The sequence below is a fragment of the Sulfuricurvum sp. genome (assembly GCF_028713855.1).
Classification (GTDB): Bacteria; Campylobacterota; Campylobacteria; order Campylobacterales; family Sulfurimonadaceae; genus Sulfuricurvum.
Genome location: NZ_JAQTNN010000015.1, coordinates 32020 through 52058, shown reverse-complemented (window position 1 = coordinate 52058; position 20039 = coordinate 32020). Strand labels below are relative to the sequence as shown.

The window sequence follows — 20039 nt, the reverse complement described above, 5'->3', positions numbered from 1 at the left end:
AAAGCATCATAACACTTACGTTCGCCATTTTTTCACTTTGCATCACTGAAGGGTATAAAAAGTTGCCAATTTGTTTCATTTTGTAGCATTTACTATGTTTTTATGGTGTGTAGAAAAGTAACTACTGTAGATATGTTCCCCATTTTTACCTCGTACAAAATAGAGGTAATCCGTATGCGCCGGATTGAGTGCGGCGTGTATCGCTTCTTTAGATACATTACATACCGGATCAGTAGGTAGACCCTTGTTTTTATACGTATTATAGGGAGTTTTGTCCGTTCGTATTCGACGGGCTGTCACTTTTTGATGCGAATATTCACCGTAGTTCAAGGTGCCGTCCATTTGAAGTCTCATCCCCTTTTTGATACGATTGTCAATCACGGAGCTGACAAACGGCATGTCACTCTCTGAAGCCGCTTCTTTTTGAATTACTGAAGCTTTTGTTACAATTTGTAACCATTTTTCTTTTTCAAAAGGCTGATGGTACTCATTTGCCAAGCTTTTCATCTTTTTATCAGATTCATGTAAGAGATGGACTATGAGCTTTTCTTCATTTGGTTCATTGGGAATGCTATACGTTTCCGGAACGAAATTTCCCTCTTTATACGTAGCATGTTGATCATACGCTTTTTGGAGTAACGTTACATCCATCGAGAGTGCATCGGCTATCTGCTTTAAAAACACCGCCGTTGTTTCACCCGGAATAAGTGTAATCTGGCGTGTTGCCGCTTTCGCCGTCGTGAGCTGGTAAAGATATGCTATGCGGCTCATCTTCTCTTCTTTGATACTTATCCACCCTTGTTGCGGGGCGCCCAATAATCGTAAAATAAATGCGTCAAAAAAATGAAGGTTTACCCCTTCGGACTGGAGGTGTGCTATACTTTTAAAGACGGAACCTTGGGGAATATAGACGATTTTAGGTGATGTAACAGTAGAGAATAGGTAAGTCATGAAAGAAAAAATCATCACCAGTATTATTCCAAAAACCCATCGTAATATCATTCTTTTTTTGGGCTTTACTTTTTTACTCGGCTTTTTCACGTTTATCGCTTTACTTGAAGGAATTTGGATTGATCACCTAACATTTAAAGGTGTCACCATTGAGAAATTATATCTCAAATGGAACAATGAGCTCCTGATTCGTGCCTCGAAAGTTGATCTGAGTGCCCTTAAAAGTGACAATACCCCGATTACGCTGGAACCTCTCTCTAAGCTCCCGCCGTTTGTACGAGAGATAGAACGTTGGGTCAATCAGATTGATATTGATACTATTCAATATGATAACATTTATACGTCACTTCACTATAAAAAAGGCTCCAATGGGGAGTTAATCGTACGTCAAGGGGATTACTCCTGCCGCGGAACGTATAGCCTCAATGAAAAAAGTTTTAATCTTATTCTCCCTCCCTGTCAAATCGCTGATGCAAATCTATCTCTCCATCTTTTTGTAGAACTTTCAAAACAGCATCTCAAAGCCAATTTGTTTGTCACTCTTCCCAAAACTCCCACGCTCCGTGTCGTAGCATCGGGAGATACCGATACCTTGAATTTTCGTATCTATGCAGACGGCGCATTTCAAACCATCAAACCTCTGGTTAAATTTTTCCGTATTGATCCTGAAATCGAACCTTGGATTGATGAATATGCCAAGATAAATTCACTCACGCTGAAGCGATTAGAAGGTAAATTTCATTACGATAAACCCGAAGAGGTGTTAAAAACTCTGCGTGCGGAAGCAACGGTTTATCAGGGCGAATACACGTTTGCTCAAGGATTTGAACCCATTAAAGCACCGCGTGTGGACCTCTCTTTTATGCATGGAAAGCTCTATATTGCCCCTTATCAGGGAACATTTTATGCTCTTCCAACCGAACAAAGTATTCTCTACATCGATTTTACGACCGAGCACACTACCCTCTCCACCCATATTCAAACAGCTCACGGAATGTTGAATGACCCGATTTTAGCTCTTTTGCATTTTTATAAGATTGATCTTCCCATCAAACAAACCTCCGGCATATGCAATGTCGATCTGAATCTTACCGTCAATCTCCATACGCTCGATACTACGGCTCAAGGGGTATTCCGACCTAGTGCATCGGAAATTTTACTCGATCAAATCCCTTTACGTTCGGAAGGCGGGATCGTTAAACTCGATAACACCCGTGTTGGTTTTGAGAATTTCACCGCCCACTATGGAGATGATATAGCTCATGCCTACGTCAAAGGAGAGTATGATGCATCAACCGGACATGGTATTGTTGCCATTGATGCGTATTCAGTAACGCCCTTAGTCAATAAACAGCATCTCAATCTTCGTAATTTTCCCGATCCGCTTAGGGTCAATTATATTATTGCACCGAAAGGCGATACTCTCAAAATCGCTTCTTCGCAATGGAATGTACTGGGAAAAATACTCCGCATTGATGCCTTTAGCGCTCCATTTGATTATCATAATGCCCGCAGCACTTGTCAATCCGTCGCTTTTAACCTCAATGATTCCATTCACGGTAAAATCAATGCTTTATTTGACGGTTTGAACAAACAAACCGATATTCAAATACAGCTTGATGACTTTAAGTTGGAAGATATACAGCTTCAACACTCTCCTTTGAATATCGATATTCACTACGATCATAACGGTACCTCTTTGTCTACTCCTAATGTATCGGCATGGTCTGTCCATCAGCTCCCCCTACTTCTCTCACCGTTTAGCGCATCGGTGAAAGGGGATGAAATCACCTTTGAACATATCGAAGCGGTCTTAGGAGATATGCTCAAAGGAAAGTTCACAGGTAACTATCGGTTAGACACGCATCAAGGATCACTCCTTCTTAGCGATATGATCCCGTTGAGTCCAAAAATTTCCCCTCTAATCGATGCTCAAAAATCCCTCAACTTGAGTATCGATGCCTCCAAAGATGAAATAATCTTAGATGTTGAAGCTCTCAAAGCCCGTTTTTCAACAATTCAGGACGGATGGAAAATAGCCCTTAGCGATATTTCGCTTCTTTCACAAAAATCTCCTCTTCTGCGACGATACCATATCGATAAGGGTTATCTCAACCTCTTTTATTCGCCGAAAAGCTCCCGTTACAATTTTAACGGCTCCATCATCTATCCCTACCCTATTATGATGGTGGATGAAAAACCTATTTCACGTTATAACTTTAGCGGTGTCTATTATGATGGCCAAACCTCCATACGTATAAATGATCGGCTTGTTTTAACACGAAACAGTGAAAAAATCGACGTTACTGCCAAAAATGCCGGTATCAATATGCCTCACCTTTTCCGTTTTCTCGCAGAAGAGCAGCCAACGCCCTCAAAAACAAATCAACCCGTCACTGAAGATGCGGTTCCAATCCAGATTCATGCTGTACATACCTACCTTTATCTCATGAAAGGGCGTCGTATCATTGCCGATAATTTAGATGCTCAGATCATCGATGAAGATATGGATGCAACCCTCACGCACATGGGAGGAAATGCGACGCTGAAAATTCGTGATGGAGTATTTTTTATCGATGGCAGCGGATTCAATGATAAATTTATGGAACATCTATTTTTATTCAGTGATTTCAACGGAGGGAAATTTTCGTTTCAGGCCAAAGGGGAAGCAGACACATTTGATGGCATTATGCGGGTCGAAAATACTATTCTTAAAGACTATAAAGTACTTAACAATGTCTTGGCATTTGTTAACACCGTTCCATCCTTAGCGACGTTTTCCCTTCCTAATTACAATAGAGTAGGACTTCCGCTTAAAGAGGGATATGCTCATTTTGCGTATGATCACAATGTAGTACATGTCGATAACTTCACCCTCAACTCTCCAGAAATGAAAATACTCGGTGAAGGGCAAGCCGATATGAAAAATCAGACATTAAACGGAACACTTACTCTTAAAACCGATCTCGGCTCCGTTTTGGGAAAAGTTCCGGTGGTAGGGTATATCTTGTTGGGAGATGACGGTTCACTCTCAACCACCCTAACCCTCAGCGGTAAACTCGACGATCCAAAAGTAGAAACCGCTATCGCAAAAGAGATTGTCACCGCACCGTTTAATATCCTGAAGCGGACATTGGTTTATCCGTTTTTATGGATGATACCGGATGAAAAGAAGAAAAAATAACTGCTTTTTACCGATTTTTATACACCGCTAAAGAGCTGAATACTCCAAAATACCAAAAATCCGGCAAACAGCCAGAGGGTTGAAGAAGGTTTCTCCTCTATGGTGTGCGCCTCCACCAAAAGCTCATCCGTTACGAGATAGAGCAATGCCGCTACACCGAAAGCGAGAATAGCGCTTATAACGCTCGTCGAAGCCCCTGATAATAGATAATTCCCAAGCAAGGTACAGAGTAAAACTACACCCGCCAAGGCAACGCTCATAAATACGACACGCCATCCTTTGATGGTGTTTGAGACTAACGACAAGCCTAAAAACAATAACTCTACCGATAAACCCAATGCCAAAATAAGCCCTGTATTTCCTCCGGCGGCGAATCCTGCACCGATAATAAAGCCATCCACTGCCACATCGATGAATGTTGCGGCGATCAAGCCGTAGTTAAAAGCATTATCTCCTAAATGCTCTGTTTTTTCTTCTAATCGCATACTCCAAAGTTTCATAATATACATCATCAATCCGCCGAAGGTGAATGAACCGATAAGAACCCATGCCGGAGCATGTTCACGACCGATTTCCGGCAAAACTTCCACAGCCAATGCCGCCAAAACGACTCCCGCCGCGAAGTGCTGGATCAAACTGCGTGTTTGGTGTGACGGGCTCCAATAAACGGCTAAAAGGCCTCCTAAAGAAGCGACAAGTGCTGGGATAAACATTGCAATTAACGGGGTCATAGTACTCTTTCCAATTTAATTTTTTAGTGGACAACAATAGAGAAACAGTGTTGTCCTTGGTCATAATCGTATACCAAGGAGAAACCGTGTTTAGCGACAATCTTACTGACGATATTTAGCCCAAGGCCAAACCCTTCGGTCGTACGTGAACGTTCCTGACGGGTAAAGGGTGTTAAAAAATAGCTGAACTCTTTTTCCAAAGGTTTACCGTGATTGAAAACACTGATACGATTAGAGGTGATCTCCAATAGGATCGGAAATGTTTCAGCGTATTTCAACGCATTATCGAGAAGATTTTTCAGTGCCAATGAGAGGTACTGCAAATCCCCGTTTAAGGTAAAATTCTCTTGAATATTAACCAATAGGTTTGATTCATCGGTTAGATTGAGTTTCGAAAGAGCTTCCATAACCAGTGTTTCAGCACTGAAACTCTCCGTTTGCATCGTATCGGTTGCCTGAAGCTTTTCGATCTCTAACAGTTCCTGAGTCAATTGATCGAGTTCTTTAAACGAGTGTTTAAGGGTATCTCGTATTTTTGAATCCTCAATCTGTTCCAACGCAAACAATCCGCGTGCTATGGGGGTGCGTAATTCGTGTCCTACATCACGTAGAAGCTCTTGACGTGATCGGATCAAATTCTCGATGGTTTGTGCCATCTCGTTATAGGTGCGAGCCACTTCCCCGATCTCATCGTGAGATTCTACACTGCTACGGTTGCGATAATCTCCTTGTGCAAATCGACGCATGCTTGCTGTAATAGAATTTAAAGGGGTTAACATCCTCAAAATGATAATAAAAATGACGGCTAAGACAATGATATCGGCAACTACCAAGGCATTAAGAATCCATCCCTCCCTTAGAGACTCTTGCAGCGTCGTATCTCGTAAATAGATCTCATCATCGATGTAACGGATATGGAGAATATAATCCCCCTCGTCACTTTTTAATATCTCAAATAATCCAAAGGTATGCGATTGCCGCATAAGAACTTGTTTGGTTTGCACCGGGGGAATTGTGATTAGATTCAACGTTTTAAATTTGTCTTGAAGTTCATCGGCAGATGATGTCGCCATCCATTTAAATATTTTCCGCCCGTCAATAAGATACTTTTGCAGTACTATCGATTCATATTTTTGGGTATTGATGGTATCGATCTTATATCCGATGCCGATCATAAGAGTCAAACTTATAAGAAATAAAACAGTTATTTTGGTAAATATTGACATCATTTATCCCGTAAATTTATAGCCGATGCCCCATACCGACTTAATATAGCGGGGTTCTTTGGCATCATCGCCGATTTTGAGACGAATATTACTGATATGCATATCGATCGTACGGTGTTTTATATCATCGGAAAGTCCCAATGAGCCGATGATTTGATCACGTGAGAGATTTTTACCCCGATTCTTGACCAACAGTAAGAATATATCAAATTCAATGCGTGTGAAATCGATCGGGTACCCCTCTATCATAACCGACTTTGCCGATTCATCAATCGTAAAATCCGATACGACCAGTTCATCTTTACGCCCGTAACGGCGTAACACTGCCTCTATCCGCAAAACAAGTTCACGAGGCTCATACGGTTTATCGAGATAATCGTCAGCTCCCAAATCGTAGCCGTATATTTTATTTCCGATATCGGTACGAGCGGAAGAGATGATGATAGGGATATCGAGATGACTTTTAATCATCTTTGCGACATCAAATCCGTCCATTCCCGGAAGCATCAGATCTAAAACAACGATGTCAAAAGGTTTTTTCTCCACCAACAATCGATCAAGCGCTTTTTTCGGATCGGCATACCCCTCCGTTTCAAATCCATACGGTTCCAAAAAGGAACCGATCAATTCCTGAAGAGGAATATCATCTTCGATTAGGAGCACTTTTCTACTCACTGTCCAACTCCTCCAGATGTCTGCTAAAACGCCGTTTTTGTTCAGGGGTAAGAATCGTATGCAGCCGCTCAAACAATCGGATTCGAATCTCTATCGAACCTCTCTCCATCTCCAAACTTTTAGCCCGGAACGCCTCTGCATCAAATGATGGATTGAGAAACAACGCGTTGAGCTCTTCTTGGGCTCTCTCATTCTGATGATGATAGCGGCGATACGCGTATTGATACTCTTTCATCGCCTCTTCAAGGGAACGGTGCTGTTGCTTTGTCAGTCCCAAATCATGCAAATCCATCGGAAAACGGTGATCGTCATCCGCATAAATTGGATTGATACCAGATAGACATAGCACGGCAATCACACAGAAAATCCACTTCATTCTATCCTCTTCATAGTGCTTTTATCGCGTTATCTTCGATTGTACCCTGCTCAACATCGCTATGACACGCTTTGCAGTTTGCACGGCTTTTAACACGATCGCTTTTAAAAATATCATCCGATATATGTTGATGTCTTTTTTTCCAAAACGGAGTTTGGGTAATTGCTATCATATCGCGATTTTTAAGCGATTGCATCATTTTAACCGACATCTCCTGATTTGACGTTTCTGCCGAATGAGTCAAAAGATACGCTAAAACCGTTGTATGATCAACAGGGTCAAGCGAAGCATCATCACCGAAGTGATTCGGCAAATCTCCCATAAGTTTTACCCACGATTCCTTCGGTAATAGCGTAGGCGGATAGAGGGTATGGCAAGAGCCGCATTCATTGACGAATACCGGATTCTCCTGTTTATAGTCCACTTTTGGGTTATATCCCGCTATCAGGATATTATTCGGTACACTCAGTGTAACCATAAGCAATCCAACCGTTCCGCCAATCCCTATAATCGCTATAACCTTTTGCGGCACCGACAAAAAGGCATTTTCACCTTCAATATTTTTATAACCGTCGATAATAGACGGAAGTGTTCGATCTGTTTTATGTAATAATCGATCAGCCAATACTCCGCCTACATGTGCCGCTATAAGTACCCATAAGAGATTCACAAAAAATTCGTGTATCTCTTTAAAATCATCCATCTTTTGAAAATACTCTCCGTGCAAAAATGCTAAAACTCCGCGATTTTCTTGAACACCATATGCGAATATTCCGCTGATCACAGTAAGAACAACCGTAATCAGCATGGCAATCATGACAAAACTGGCCGCAGGATTGTGCCCGATGTAATGGCGTGTTGGATGCAGAATGCTTACAAGGTACTCTTTAAGCTCGCTCGCTTGGAAGTTAAAATCACCGAAACGGGAATATTTTGGACCCATCATTCCCCACACGAATCGAAATATCACCAACACCCCGACAGCACTCCCCATCGCAACATGCGTTGAAAGCCACTGATCTTCCTGTACAGTAATCCAGGCACCGACAATTAATGATACAAACAGCCCGTGAAATAGCCGTGAAGGAAGTGTCCAAACATAAACCCGTTTCATAATGAGCTCCTATTTATTCCCAGCGTCCGTAATTCGGTATACGAATTTCGCGTTCACGGTAACTTCCGTTTGTTGCTTGCGTATGACATGCGTTACAGTTTGCAAAACTTTTAACTTCCGGCTGTGTTACCATCTTTTTGGTCACTTCACGATGTTCACGAACAAAATACGGAGTCTCCGAAATGCGCAGAGCAACAGCACCTTTCATATCGCTCATTCGATCATTTTTAGATGCATGAGTCGCCAAATAATTTTGTATTGTTTTATGATCAGCGGGATCAAGCGTTGCATCGGTGCTGAAATGATTATCCAGCGTGTTCATCGTTTTATCCCAAGAACGTTTCGGCAAAAACTGCGGCTGATACGCCATATGACACGCTCCGCACTCTTTGGTGTACAACGCAACCGTTGCTTTTTCCTGTGGTGTTACCGGTTGTGCAACTCTACTGGAACGATGATTTTCATGTTCTTCATGTTCATCATCATCGGCATAAAGAAAGGCACCTCCTGCCAAGAGCATGGCAGCTACTGATAGATTTAATAGTGTTTTCATCCTATTTCCTTTAAATTAGTTTTTCATGATATAGGTGAGGACGTCACCTTTTTCTTGAGCCGAACCTTCACGGGCATAAACGTCCATAAAATTACGTTTCAACCATTTGGTCACTTCTTTGGTGCTGGTTAGACGCTGAGGATTGGCACGAGGAGAGAGCGGATCGATCACTTTTCCGGTAAGGGAATTTTTGCCGGAATTGGCAAGATTGACCGTATGGCAGCTGGTACATGACATCGGTTTACCCTGTTTTCCGGTGTGAGTCGAGGTAAAAATCTCTTTACCTCTCACAGCATCGAATCCATTAAAAGAGCTGTTTTCCACTTTGGCCGTTTTGGAAAGTTCATTCATATACTGAACCACTTCGGGAGAAGCCGCCATAAGCGACATCGAGAAGAAACTTACAATTGCGAGGTATTTCATAACCTGCCTCCTACTATTTGATATTCAAATGTTAGGAGAAAGGTGTCAATAGTTCACGGTGATTTTATTGACACTTTCTTGACAGTTATAGAAGAATAGACGAAGAAAGATTTAGCTTTTGACTACTCGTTCCGTAAAACGGTCAAAACATCCACTTCGGAGGCTTTTTTAGCAGGATACCATGCGGAGAGCAAAACGATCACAAACGCACCGATAATGATGGAAAAGAAATCGATAACACTCAAGTCAAGCGGTAATGTCGAGGTAGGATAAACATCAGCAGGAAGTGATATGATATCAAAACTACCTAACACCCATATACCTAGAAGCCCTAAAATTGTCCCTGTCGTAATCCCTAAAACCCCAATCACTATACCCAAACGAAGAAAAATAGTTTTCACCTCTTGTTTCGATGCACCGAGCGAGATCAACAGAGCAATTTCGCTTCGACGATTCATCACCGTCATTAAAAGCGAAGAGATGATATTGATCGCGGCGATCAGGATGATAAGCATCAAGACGATAAAGAGCGACATTTTCTCCATTTTCAAAGCGGCGAAGAAATTACCGTTGTCTTCCCACCATCCACGTATCGAGACAGTATCGGGCAAGACTGCCGATATACGTTTAATATCGGCTTCGGGATTGGGCGAGTGGATATGGATTCCGTCATAAAGGTTTGAAGGGATACCCAAAACACGTTGCAGTGCATCAAGTGATGTATAGGAGAACCCTTTGTCATACGCACTGAGTCCCGAATTAAACGTTGATACAACACCAAAGCGTTTGATCTTCGGGGTCAAAGCCAATCCGCCCGGTTCCATCTGAGTAAAGATATAGGTGAGTTTTTCCCCATCGCTAAGGAGAAATTCTTCTTTGAGCGATTTCCCCACCATCACTTCAAAACGCGTTGGAATCCCCTCTTTCAACCCTTCAGCAACGATACGGTTAACCTTGGCTTCCTGAGCGAAATCAACACCGAAGAGATAGCCACCCTCCATTTGATCCCCGCTTCGGGAAAGTACGGCAGAGGTAACGTAAGGGCTAAACGACAAATCCGGAAATTTTTCTCTAAGCTGTTCAACCAAAACGGTGTCACATGTTCCGTAAAATTTAGGCTGGATGGTGAGAGGATAGTTCATCACAGTGAGTTTTTTCTTGAACTCGTTGTCAAAACCGTTCATGAGTGCCATCGCAATGATGAGAACCATCACTCCAAGGGCAATTCCGGAAAATGCAAGGAGTGCGGAGAGGAAAATAAAAGGCTGCTCTTTGTCAAAGCGTAAAAATCGTTTGACGAGATAAGAGACGATATTCAAGAGGCAAATACCCCTTTTTTAGGTCCGCTTTTGCCGCAGCAGTTTTTGTATTTGAGACCACTGCCGCATGGGCAATCATCGTTACGGGAGATTTTTTTATCTTCGCTCTCGTGCTCTTGATGGTTGAGACTCATACGGAATGCTTCCTGCTTTTTTTCCAATTCCATTTGACGGGCTAACGCCTCGGCTTCTTCTTCAGCATTGTCAACTCTAAAACGGATGACGTGAAGTGTTTTGATCGTATCGTATTTGATCGTTTCAACAAGCTCACTAAAGAGGTTGAAACTCTCTTTTTTATACTCGACCAATGGATCTTTTTGGTTGTAGGCACGAAGGCGGATACCCGTTTTCATGCTGTCCATTTGATAGAGGTGTTCACGCCATGCGGTATCAAGGGTTTTAAGATAAATCTCTCTCTCAATTTCGCTTCGAAGCTTGTCATCCACAACCGCCATTTTTGCATCATAGCCGCTCTTAAGCGCATTAATTGCCGTTTCTCGGAGTGCATTAAAACTTTTATCCGTAAAAATCGACGCCTCTATATCATCATTGAGTTCCTCTTTAAAGGTCAGAACGAGGCGTTCTAAATCGATCTCGTCTTCATTCATTCCATCAAAAATACCGCATAAAGTAAGAGTGCGCTCTACGTATTGTTCACGAATCAAATCAACCTTTTCTGCAATCGCATAAGACGGATTGAGCAATTCACCGCGGAATTTATAGACGATTTTGCGTTGTTCATTCGCGACATCATCATACTCAACGATATTTTTACGCCCTTCGAAGTGCATACTCTCCACTTTTTTCTGCGCTTTTTCGACCGCACGGGTTACCATTGCCGATTCGATGTATTCACCGTCCTCAACACCCAAACGCTCCATAATCGCTTTAATCTTGTCCGAACCGAAAATACGGAGCAAACTGTCCTCAAGCGAAAGAAAAAATTGACTTGTCCCCGGATCACCCTGACGACCTGAACGCCCTCGAAGCTGATTATCGATACGTCGGTTTTCATGACGTTCCGTACCAAGAATATACAAACCTCCGAGCGCTTTGATCTCATCGCTCACTTTGATATCAACACCACGTCCTGCCATGTTGGTAGCGATGGTCACTGCCCCTTTTTCTCCGGCACTTTTGATGATTTCAGACTCTTGCGTATGATTTTTGGCATTTAACACGGTGTGAGGGATTTTTTGTCCCTTGATCAATTCGTGCAGTTTTTCCGATTTTTCGATCGAAGCCGTCCCGATCAATACCGGCTGACCTTTGGCATGAAGCTCTTTAACCTTAGCAATAACAGCGTCAAATTTTTCCGATTCCGTTTTGTAGATCAAATCATTAAGATCCTGACGAATGACAAGAACGTTGGTCGGAATAGAGATAACATCGAGGTTATAAATCTGAGCGAACTCGGTTGCTTCGGTTTGCGCTGTTCCCGTCATACCGCCGATTTTAGAATACATACGGAAATAGTTTTGGTACGTGATATCGGCGAGAGTTTGAGTCTCTTCTTTGATAATAACGCCCTCTTTCGCTTCCAATGCCTGATGCAATCCTTCAGAGTAACGACGTCCTTCCGAAAGACGTCCGGTAAATTCATCGACGATGACGATTTGTCCGTCTTGAATGACGTAATCGACATCAAGCTCAAAAATATAATTTGATTTTAATGCTTGATCAAGGTGATGCGAAAGAGCCGAGTTTTCGATACTGTAGAGGTTATCGACTCCGAAAAGCTCTTCGGCACGGCCGATTCCTTCTTCAGTGATGAGGATAAGACGATCTTTTTCATCAACGGTAAAATGTTCGTCTTTGACAAGCGCTTTGGCTACCGCATCGGCGCGGGTATAGTTTTCGAGTGTACGATTGGTTGGACCGGAAATGATAAGAGGCGTTCGCGCTTCATCGATCAAAATGGAGTCTACCTCATCGACGATAACATACGAATGTCCGCGTTGAACCATGTGCTCACGGGAATAGGTCATATTGTCACGAAGGAAATCAAATCCGAATTCATTGTTCGTTCCGTAGGTAATATCACATGCATACTGTTCGCGCTTATTGGCCGGATTGTAACCCTCTTCGACCAGTATCCCCGTCGAGTAGCCCAAAAAGCCATAGAGTACTGACATCTGCGTACCGTCACGGGATGCTAGGTAATCATTGACCGTAACAACATGCACACCGCTTCCGTTCATGGCATTGAGAGCAACGGCTAGCGTTGCGACAAGGGTTTTCCCCTCACCGGTTTTCATCTCGGCGATACGTCCTTCATGCAGAACCATACCTCCGATAAGCTGAACGTCGAAATGACGCATGCCGAGGACACGTTTGCTCGCCTCGCGGGTAATCGCGAACGAATCGACCAACACATCGTCCAAACTTTTAGTACCGTTTTGTACCGACTCTTTTAGGGCAGCAAATGCCTGTTGTAACTCTTCGTCGCTTTTAGCACTGAAATAAGATTCACGGGCATTGATCGCCTCGACGTTTTTACGATATTTTTTGACTTCTCGATCGTTTTTGGTACCGAAAATTTTTCCGACAAGCGATTGGAGCATTAAAAGCCTTCATTATGAACAGTATTGAAAAAGTTGGTGATTTTAGCATACGAAAACTATGGTTTTGGTAAATGAGCATAGGGTACAATACCACATTCACTTCTTTCAAGGATTTTGTGTGCGTTTTTTACCCGTCTTGTTTCTCCTGAGCCTCACCCTCTTTGCTTCTCCCAAAGACCTAACCTCATTTAACTCGAAATTTGTTCAAACCATCATTGACGACAATAATAAAAAAATCACCTACACCGGTGAACTGTGGGCAAGCAAACCTCAAAATGCTCTTTGGGCATACCAGAAACCAATCCAAAAAAGTGTTTATGTAAACGGATCCAAAATTACGGTTATCGAACCTCAAATCGAACAAGTCACTCTTCGTAACCTTGATGATGAGATCGATTTTTTACAAATTGTCCAAAAAGCAAAAAAAGTGGATGGAGATAAATACACGGCAACGGTAAAAGGACAAACCTATACTGTTGTGTTTAAAAATGATCTCCTCTCTTCTATTAATTATCAAGACGGCTACGATAACCGTGTTACAATAGTCTTCACCAATCCTGCCCAAAACAAACCGATCGAATCAAGCCGATTTAAGCCTGTAATTCCAGCTGATTTTGATGTCATCAAAGATAAATAATTTTTCTTTGCGTGTTACCCATTAGTTACTCTAGTCATCTTATGCTTATGTCCGAGTAAGAAATTTATCTTGCTACACCCGACAAGGAGTATGTCATGACCGTTAGTTCCAACTACACTAATGCGTATTCATCTTACAGTTCTTCAGCGACATCTTCAACAAAACAAATGGATAAACCGAGTTTTGAAGATTTGGCAAAAAAGTTACTGAGTTCAATGGACACAGATAACAGCGGTTCGATCGATAAAGCCGAATTTAGCGCAGCGGCGCAGGCACTTGCATCGAACTCAAACAGTACCGACACAAATAGTACGTCGGCAACAGATGTTTTCAATAAACTCGATACCAACAGTGACGGAAGCATGAGTTCCGATGAACTTATGACGGCGCTCAAAAATTCAAAACCGCCTGAACCTCCGCAAGGAAAAGATGGAGAAATGCCTCCTCCACCACCGGGCGGAATGCCTCCTCCAAGCGACTCCTCTTCCGCATCATCAGACAGTTCTAGTACCTCAAGTACAAGCGATGTCTTTTCTGCGCTTGACACCAATAAAGACGGTACTGTCAGTATCGATGAGTTATTAACATCGTTAGAAAATTCTAAACCCGATTCGTCCGGTAAAAACAACTCTACGACATCCGCAACCGATTCTTCCACAGCATCACAAACGGATACCTCATCCCAAAAATTGAGTGACATGTTGCTCAAAAGTATTCTCTCTTCGTATGGTAACAATGCCGCTTCGAGTAACACCACCTCCCTTTTAAGCATCAGTGCTTAAATCTCTACATGCCCCTCTTGGGCATGTTACTTACTTGTTACTTTTACCCCGATATAATCGTTTTATGATAAATGTTTTAATAATTGAAGATGATATCGAACTGGCACAACTACTAAAAACACGCCTTTACAGAGACAATATCGATCTAACTATTGCGACAACACCTTTGGATGGATTGAGTCTTTTTCAAACACGCACTTTTGACTTGTTGGTACTGGATCTCTCGTTGCCGCAGATGGACGGTATAGAGATTTGCCGTCTCATACGTCAAGAAAGCACTATACCCATCATAATCTCTTCCGCGCGCTCGGATATACGGGATAAAATGATGGGATTTTCACGCGGTGCCGATGATTATCTCCCCAAACCTTATGATCCGCAAGAGCTTATTTTCCGTATCGATGCGATTTTGCGCCGTCTTCATCCGGCTATGGCTAAAAAAGCAACTCCCTTTATCGTCGATGACGAACGTCACGAAATCAGTAAAAACGGTTCTGTTTTACGATTGACCCAAGCTGAATACGATATCGTTGCTTACATGCTAAAAAAAGATCGATTCGCCATCTCACGCGAAGAACTGCTCATGAATATCGGTTCGATCAAATATGAGAGCAGTCTCAAAAGCATCGATGTCATCATGGGTCGTGTACGTCAAAAAATCGGCGATGATACCAAAAACCCGCAATTTATTCTCTCTGTACGAGGGGTAGGATACAAATTTGTCAATGAATAAACACTCTATCCTGAGGCTCATTACCCTCTTTTTCTTTTTTATCTTTGCCCTCATCAATGTACTGTTTTGGGTTGCGTATCAATACTTTCTCACGCAATATCAAGAAGAGCAGTTACGACGTTTTATGCTCGCCGAGAGACTCGTCCATCACCGAAGCGGAAATTTTGATCATGAGCTAAAACAGCTTCTGATCCGTGTCTCGTCACACAGCCCAAATCTGCTCCTTTCGGAAGGGGAAACGGTTCGAATTTTGCCTTTCGGAAAAATGATCGACTACCAGCATAAGCACTATTTTATAGCCACGCCCCCTCCGAAAATGCCATTTGATCGATTTCGTGAGCATTCATTTGAGCCTCATCTTCTGCCACCTCGTGAATTTTTTTCAGTGGCAATCGAAGATTTGGCACCCCAATCCACAGTGCCGTTTTGGAGCATTGTTGTCATCATCGATCTGCTGATCTTGCTCTTTTTTGCCTATCTGGTTCGTAAATTGCTCCCCCTTCAGCGTCTTAAAAATGCCATTGTCCATTTTAAAGAGGGAGATACTCATCTCAAAATGCCTATCAACGGCGAAGATGAAATTGCTCAAATAACCCAAGAATTCAATCTGGTACTGGAAAAAATCGCTTCAATGAAAGAAGCACGTTCTCTGTTCTTACGAAACATTTTGCATGAGCTTAAAACACCGATAATGAAAGGCTCTTTGAGTGCGGATTGTATCGATGCCTCCGAAGACAAAGAGAGACTCAAACGTATCTTTAACCGGATGGATTATTTGTTAAACGAGTTCTCTAAAATGGAGAAATTCAGCAGCGGTGAGTGGTATCTTAACACCCAAGAATACCGTTTTGTGGATATCCTCGATCATACCTGCGATATATTATTATGCGATAAAAAAGATATTACGCTAAAAGGGGAAGAGTCCGCCCTTATCATCAAGGTTGATTTTGAACTTTTCGCGATTGCATTGAAAAATCTCCTCGATAACGCCTTTAAATATTCAAATACCAAACCGACGCTTCTAATATTGGGACATTCGATAGAGATATACTCGCTGGGCGATCCTTTACCTGATGAGAACCGAACTTTTACCAAACCCTTTAACCGCACCTATGAAAGTTCTTTGAACGGGTTGGGATTAGGACTCTATATCACCAATGCCATCCTCAAAAAACATGGATATAAACTCGAATATCACTATGCCGCTGGGATGAACTGTTTTCGGATTCGACTACACTAGTCTGATTTAGATATAATCTCTGCAATTAATTTTTGTTGCGGAGTATGAATGTCATTAGCCGAGATTGATTCACAAATCAACCTAATAAATTTCAAAGCTAGTTTTCGTGATAATTCTCTCAACATACCTCTCCCACCTCTACACAAAGTGCCAACGGAGGGGTTTTCTTCATGAACGATTTACAATCCCAACTTCAAAATCTAAAAAATCAAACTAACGGTTACTCGAAACCTCCTAAAACTTTTGAAGAACAGCTCGTACATTTAAAAAAGAAAAATCTCATCATCACCAATGAAACGTATACTCTCAAAAAGCTCTCCCATATTAACTACTATAGACTAAGTGCCTATTTTTTACCGCTACAACATCAAAAGAGATCCGAATTAGATGGCATTTTTTTAGACGATGTACGATTTGAAGATATTTTGGAACTCTATTTTTTTGATGCAGAGCTTCGTAAAACCGTCTTTAAAGCAATAGAATCGATCGAAGTCTATTTCAGAACACAGATCGCCTATCATCATTCACTTACTTATGGAGCATTCGGCTATCTTGATCCTGCGAACTTTAAAACATCCGCTGATTTTTTTGACAAAGTCATGCTGGCTATTCGAAAAGAAACTGGCCGTTCAAGTGAAACCTTTATCGCCCATTTTAAGGAAAAATACAACACCACTGATCTCCCCGTCTGGACAATGGTCGAAGTTGTCTCGATGAGCACCCTTTCTAAAATCTATGCGATGCTCAAAACCTCTGAACAACAAGCCGTTACACAAGCACTACACGGTGTTAGCAAAGATTTGTTTCATAACTGGTTTCATGCCCTTACCGTCATACGAAATATTTGCGCTCATCACAGCCGATTATGGAATAAAACGCTGGGAGTCAGTTTCGAAAAACCGCGTAAAATCAAAGAATTTCACTCTATGGAAGGGGATAAAGTTTTCTTTGCCCTCAGCGTCATAGCGTATATTCTCGATGCCATCGGTGAAGAGAGCGATTTTAAAAACGATATAGAATCTCTTATCGCAACACATCCGAAAATTAATATCAAGGCGATGGGGTTTGTTGACAGATGGGAACTAATGGCAGTGTGGGAATGAATATTAAGATGGAGATTTATCGATGAAAAAAATAATTAATGAAGCAAAAGCTGATGCCATCGCTGTTTACAATGCACTTGATATTGCCAGTGGAGGAAACCTTTCACTAATCAAACAAAGTATAGCTCAAACGTTTCATGGATTTTTAGAAGCAAAATTCAATAATCTTGTTTTAGATGTACTTTCCAATGATATAAGTGAAAATGAACTTATAGACTTTATTCATTCTCAATCCAATAGCAATAAAGAATTCATTGCAAATATTATTTTAAAAAATATGCACGCCGATAATCGTATAACAACTTTTCTATTAGCAAAATTATTGATTCAAAAAATGAAAAATGGATCACTTAACTACTATGAATCATCACTTTTTACTAATATTAATTCTTTAACATATGAAGATTTTGTGATATTTTATGAACTATGGAAAAATAAAAAAATTACTAATAATGGAAATTTTTATTATGAAATCAATGAACATCAATATTTTTACATTGATGCTCAAAACAAGTTATTTAGTTTAGGAATATTAGAGAAGCCAAACTTATATGGCGGATTCGCTCCCGAAGGAGCAATAGAGAGACGACTGAAAATATTTGATGGGACTGGATTTAGTGATTTTCTTTTTGATTTGTTGAAAGAGTTTTTTGAAACAAACTAAATCAATCCGATCAACGCCACCAACAACACCGGCGGCGTAATCACCAACCCTACTTTCATATACTCGCCCCATCCGATTTTGACCCCTTTTTGCGCCAGAACATGAAGCCACAACAACGTCGCAAGTGAACCGATTGGGGTCATTTTAGGTCCCAGATTACATCCAATGATATTTGCATACGCCAGTGCATGATTCCCCGCTTCGCCGATGGCGATATCCATTACCATGATGGTCGGCATGTTATTCATAACCGAACTGAGGATGGCGGATAAAAAGCCCGTTCCGATCACGGCGTAGACATTACCCAACGCCTGCAACTGGGTAATCAATCCTGCTAAATAGGTCGTCAAACCGCCGTTTTTTAGCCCGTACACGACGACGTAAAGCCCTATACTAAACCATACGACCTGCCACGGTGCGGCTTTGATCGTCATAATCGGTTTGGTCGCTTTAAAATAGGTGGCGATAGCGAGAAATACCAAAGCGCCGCCGAGAGCAAATACCGATACGGGGAGATGATAACGATCACCGATAAAATACCCGATCATCAACAGACCTAAAAACCACCAGCTGAGGCGAAACATCGTCAGATTTTTGATAGCTGATTCAGGGGTCGCCAATTGCGATATGTCGATATGAGTCGGGATATCTTTGCGAAAGTAAATCCATAATACGGTGATGGAAGCGATAATACTGAGGAGGTTCGGCAAAGCCATCGTTTTAGCGTATTCCCAAAATCCGATATGGAAATATCCTGCCGTCACAATGTTCGTGAGGTTACTGATTACCAACGGATTGGAAGCACTGTCGCCGATAAATCCCCCCGCCATCAAAAAGGCAAACATCGCTAACGGATTCATCTTGAGATGTTTCATTTTAGCCAGAACGATAGGGGTGAGGATCAGCGCCGCTCCGTCGTTGGCAAACAATGCCGATACAAGCGCTCCGAGGATAAGGATATAAACAAACATCAAATGTCCGTTTCCGCCCGATAGCCGTGCCATTTTCAGCGCCGCCCACTCGAAAAATCCAATCTCATCGAGCACCATCGAGAGGAGAATAATCCCGATAAAGGCGAGTGTCGCATCCCATACGATGGAGGTCACCGTCCATACATCGGCAAGGCTAACAACACCTAAAGCAATCGCAGCAATCGCTCCGGCTACCGCAGATGTCCCAATCTGTAATCCGCGTGGCTGCCAAATGATGAATATGAGGGTAACTAAAAAGAGTGAAACAGCTAAAATCATAAGATATTCTCTTCCAGCGGATTGGCAATAAATGCCTGCACTTTTGCTTCGATTGTATCACGAACTACACGTACTTGTTCCATAATTTCCTCATCACTTCCACTAAACGTTGAAGGATCAGGAAAGCTCCACATAATGATACGGCTTATTCCGGGAAAGATGGGGCAACGCTGTGCCGCTTCCGCATTACACACCGTAATCACATGACTGAAAGTACGCCCCTCTTTATAAAGATTAAAGACCCCCTTGGTTTCATTGCTTGATATATCTATCCCTTTTTCACCCATTGCGCGGACAACATAGGGATTGAGAGTTCCGGGTTCAATCCCCGCACTCTCGCTACTATCAGTGTTTATTGCATACTGATTGAAAAAAGCTTCTGCCATTTGACTACGAGCGCTGTTGTGGACACAGACGAATAATACTTTCAACATGGTATACCTTTTATTTTTATGATAGCACTATAGCTAAAAGCAGCATATTAAATCAATATATCTTGATATATTATTTTTAT

The 20039-nt window shown here is 42.0% G+C and carries 19 protein-coding genes; 7 read left to right on the top strand and 12 right to left on the bottom strand.

Annotation, left to right across the window (positions count from 1 at the left end):
• Positions 1-75: 75 nt before the first annotated feature.
• The gene (gene mltG / locus PHI47_RS12405) at positions 76-966 is read right to left on the bottom strand and encodes an endolytic transglycosylase MltG (protein ID WP_299937918.1); all 891 of its coding nucleotides are present in this window, start codon (positions 964-966) and stop codon (positions 76-78) included.
• On the opposite strand from mltG, the gene PHI47_RS12400 reads away from it, so the two are divergent.
• Entirely contained in the window at positions 950-4135 is a 3186-nt protein-coding gene (locus PHI47_RS12400) for an AsmA-like C-terminal domain-containing protein (protein ID WP_299937916.1), read from the top strand. The two genes, mltG and PHI47_RS12400, sit on opposite strands and share 17 nt — an antisense overlap.
• 17 nt (positions 4136-4152) lie before the next feature.
• Here PHI47_RS12400 and PHI47_RS12395 read toward each other — a convergent pair whose 3' ends face one another.
• From PHI47_RS12395 to secA, 9 genes are all read right to left on the bottom strand, one after another.
• On the bottom strand, positions 4153-4866 hold the full coding sequence (locus PHI47_RS12395) for a hypothetical protein (RefSeq protein WP_299937913.1): 714 nt from the start codon (positions 4864-4866) through the stop codon (positions 4153-4155).
• 23 nt (positions 4867-4889) lie between these two features.
• A complete protein-coding gene (locus PHI47_RS12390; RefSeq protein WP_299937910.1) occupies positions 4890-6095 on the bottom strand; it encodes an ArsS family sensor histidine kinase in 1206 nt (401 codons plus the stop codon).
• On the bottom strand, positions 6096-6767 hold the full coding sequence (locus PHI47_RS12385) for a response regulator transcription factor (protein ID WP_299937908.1): 672 nt from the start codon (positions 6765-6767) through the stop codon (positions 6096-6098).
• Positions 6760-7143 (bottom strand): periplasmic heavy metal sensor, encoded by a 384-nt coding sequence (locus PHI47_RS12380; protein WP_299937905.1) that lies wholly within the window; start codon positions 7141-7143, stop codon positions 6760-6762. Before PHI47_RS12380 ends, PHI47_RS12385 begins: the two co-directional genes overlap by 8 nt.
• 10 nt (positions 7144-7153) lie before the next feature.
• Positions 7154-8257, bottom strand: coding sequence for a cytochrome b/b6 domain-containing protein (locus PHI47_RS12375; protein WP_299937902.1), 1104 nt, complete (start codon positions 8255-8257; stop codon positions 7154-7156).
• A gap of 13 nt (positions 8258-8270) precedes the next feature.
• On the bottom strand, positions 8271-8810 hold the full coding sequence (locus PHI47_RS12370) for a diheme cytochrome c (RefSeq protein ID WP_299937899.1): 540 nt from the start codon (positions 8808-8810) through the stop codon (positions 8271-8273).
• Positions 8811-8825: 15 nt separating this feature from the next.
• Complete coding sequence (locus tag PHI47_RS12365) at positions 8826-9233, bottom strand: DUF1924 domain-containing protein (RefSeq protein ID WP_299937896.1); 408 nt, start codon at positions 9231-9233, stop codon at positions 8826-8828.
• A 122-nt stretch (positions 9234-9355) separates the two neighbouring features.
• Complete coding sequence (locus tag PHI47_RS12360) at positions 9356-10552, bottom strand: ABC transporter permease (protein WP_299937893.1); 1197 nt, start codon at positions 10550-10552, stop codon at positions 9356-9358.
• Positions 10549-13116 carry a preprotein translocase subunit SecA gene (gene secA, locus PHI47_RS12355; RefSeq protein ID WP_299937891.1) on the bottom strand — a complete coding sequence of 856 codons (2568 nt, stop codon included), beginning with the start codon at positions 13114-13116 and terminating at the stop codon, positions 10549-10551. The genes PHI47_RS12360 and secA overlap by 4 nt, the downstream gene beginning before the upstream one ends.
• Positions 13117-13234: 118 nt before the next feature.
• Here secA and lolA point away from each other — a divergent pair, with 118 nt between their 5' ends.
• The 6 genes from lolA (at position 13235) to PHI47_RS12325 (ending at position 18275) form a co-directional block, all read left to right on the top strand.
• Positions 13235-13753, top strand: coding sequence for a LolA-like outer membrane lipoprotein chaperone (lolA, locus tag PHI47_RS12350; protein ID WP_299937888.1), 519 nt, complete (start codon positions 13235-13237; stop codon positions 13751-13753).
• A 95-nt stretch (positions 13754-13848) separates the two neighbouring features.
• Complete coding sequence (locus PHI47_RS12345) at positions 13849-14535, top strand: EF-hand domain-containing protein (RefSeq protein WP_299937886.1); 687 nt, start codon at positions 13849-13851, stop codon at positions 14533-14535.
• A 64-nt stretch (positions 14536-14599) separates the two neighbouring features.
• Positions 14600-15268: a response regulator transcription factor gene (locus tag PHI47_RS12340; RefSeq protein ID WP_299937884.1), complete on the top strand. Its 669-nt coding sequence runs from the start codon at positions 14600-14602 to the stop codon at positions 15266-15268.
• Complete coding sequence (locus PHI47_RS12335) at positions 15261-16508, top strand: ArsS family sensor histidine kinase (protein ID WP_299937881.1); 1248 nt, start codon at positions 15261-15263, stop codon at positions 16506-16508. The genes PHI47_RS12340 and PHI47_RS12335 overlap by 8 nt, the downstream gene beginning before the upstream one ends.
• 170 nt (positions 16509-16678) lie before the next feature.
• Positions 16679-17611 (top strand): Abi family protein, encoded by a 933-nt coding sequence (locus tag PHI47_RS12330; RefSeq protein WP_299937879.1) that lies wholly within the window; start codon positions 16679-16681, stop codon positions 17609-17611.
• Positions 17612-17633: 22 nt separating this feature from the next.
• Positions 17634-18275 carry a hypothetical protein gene (locus PHI47_RS12325; protein ID WP_299937876.1) on the top strand — a complete coding sequence of 214 codons (642 nt, stop codon included), beginning with the start codon at positions 17634-17636 and terminating at the stop codon, positions 18273-18275.
• Here the strand turns inward: PHI47_RS12325 and PHI47_RS12320 are convergent.
• Both PHI47_RS12320 and PHI47_RS12315 read right to left on the bottom strand, forming a co-directional pair.
• Complete coding sequence (locus PHI47_RS12320; RefSeq protein WP_299937873.1) at positions 18272-19525, bottom strand: arsenic transporter; 1254 nt, start codon at positions 19523-19525, stop codon at positions 18272-18274. The two genes, PHI47_RS12325 and PHI47_RS12320, sit on opposite strands and share 4 nt — an antisense overlap.
• The gene (locus PHI47_RS12315) at positions 19522-19959 is read right to left on the bottom strand and encodes an arsenate reductase ArsC (protein ID WP_299937871.1); all 438 of its coding nucleotides are present in this window, start codon (positions 19957-19959) and stop codon (positions 19522-19524) included. The genes PHI47_RS12320 and PHI47_RS12315 overlap by 4 nt, the downstream gene beginning before the upstream one ends.
• Between the last annotated feature and the right edge of the window lie 80 nt (positions 19960-20039).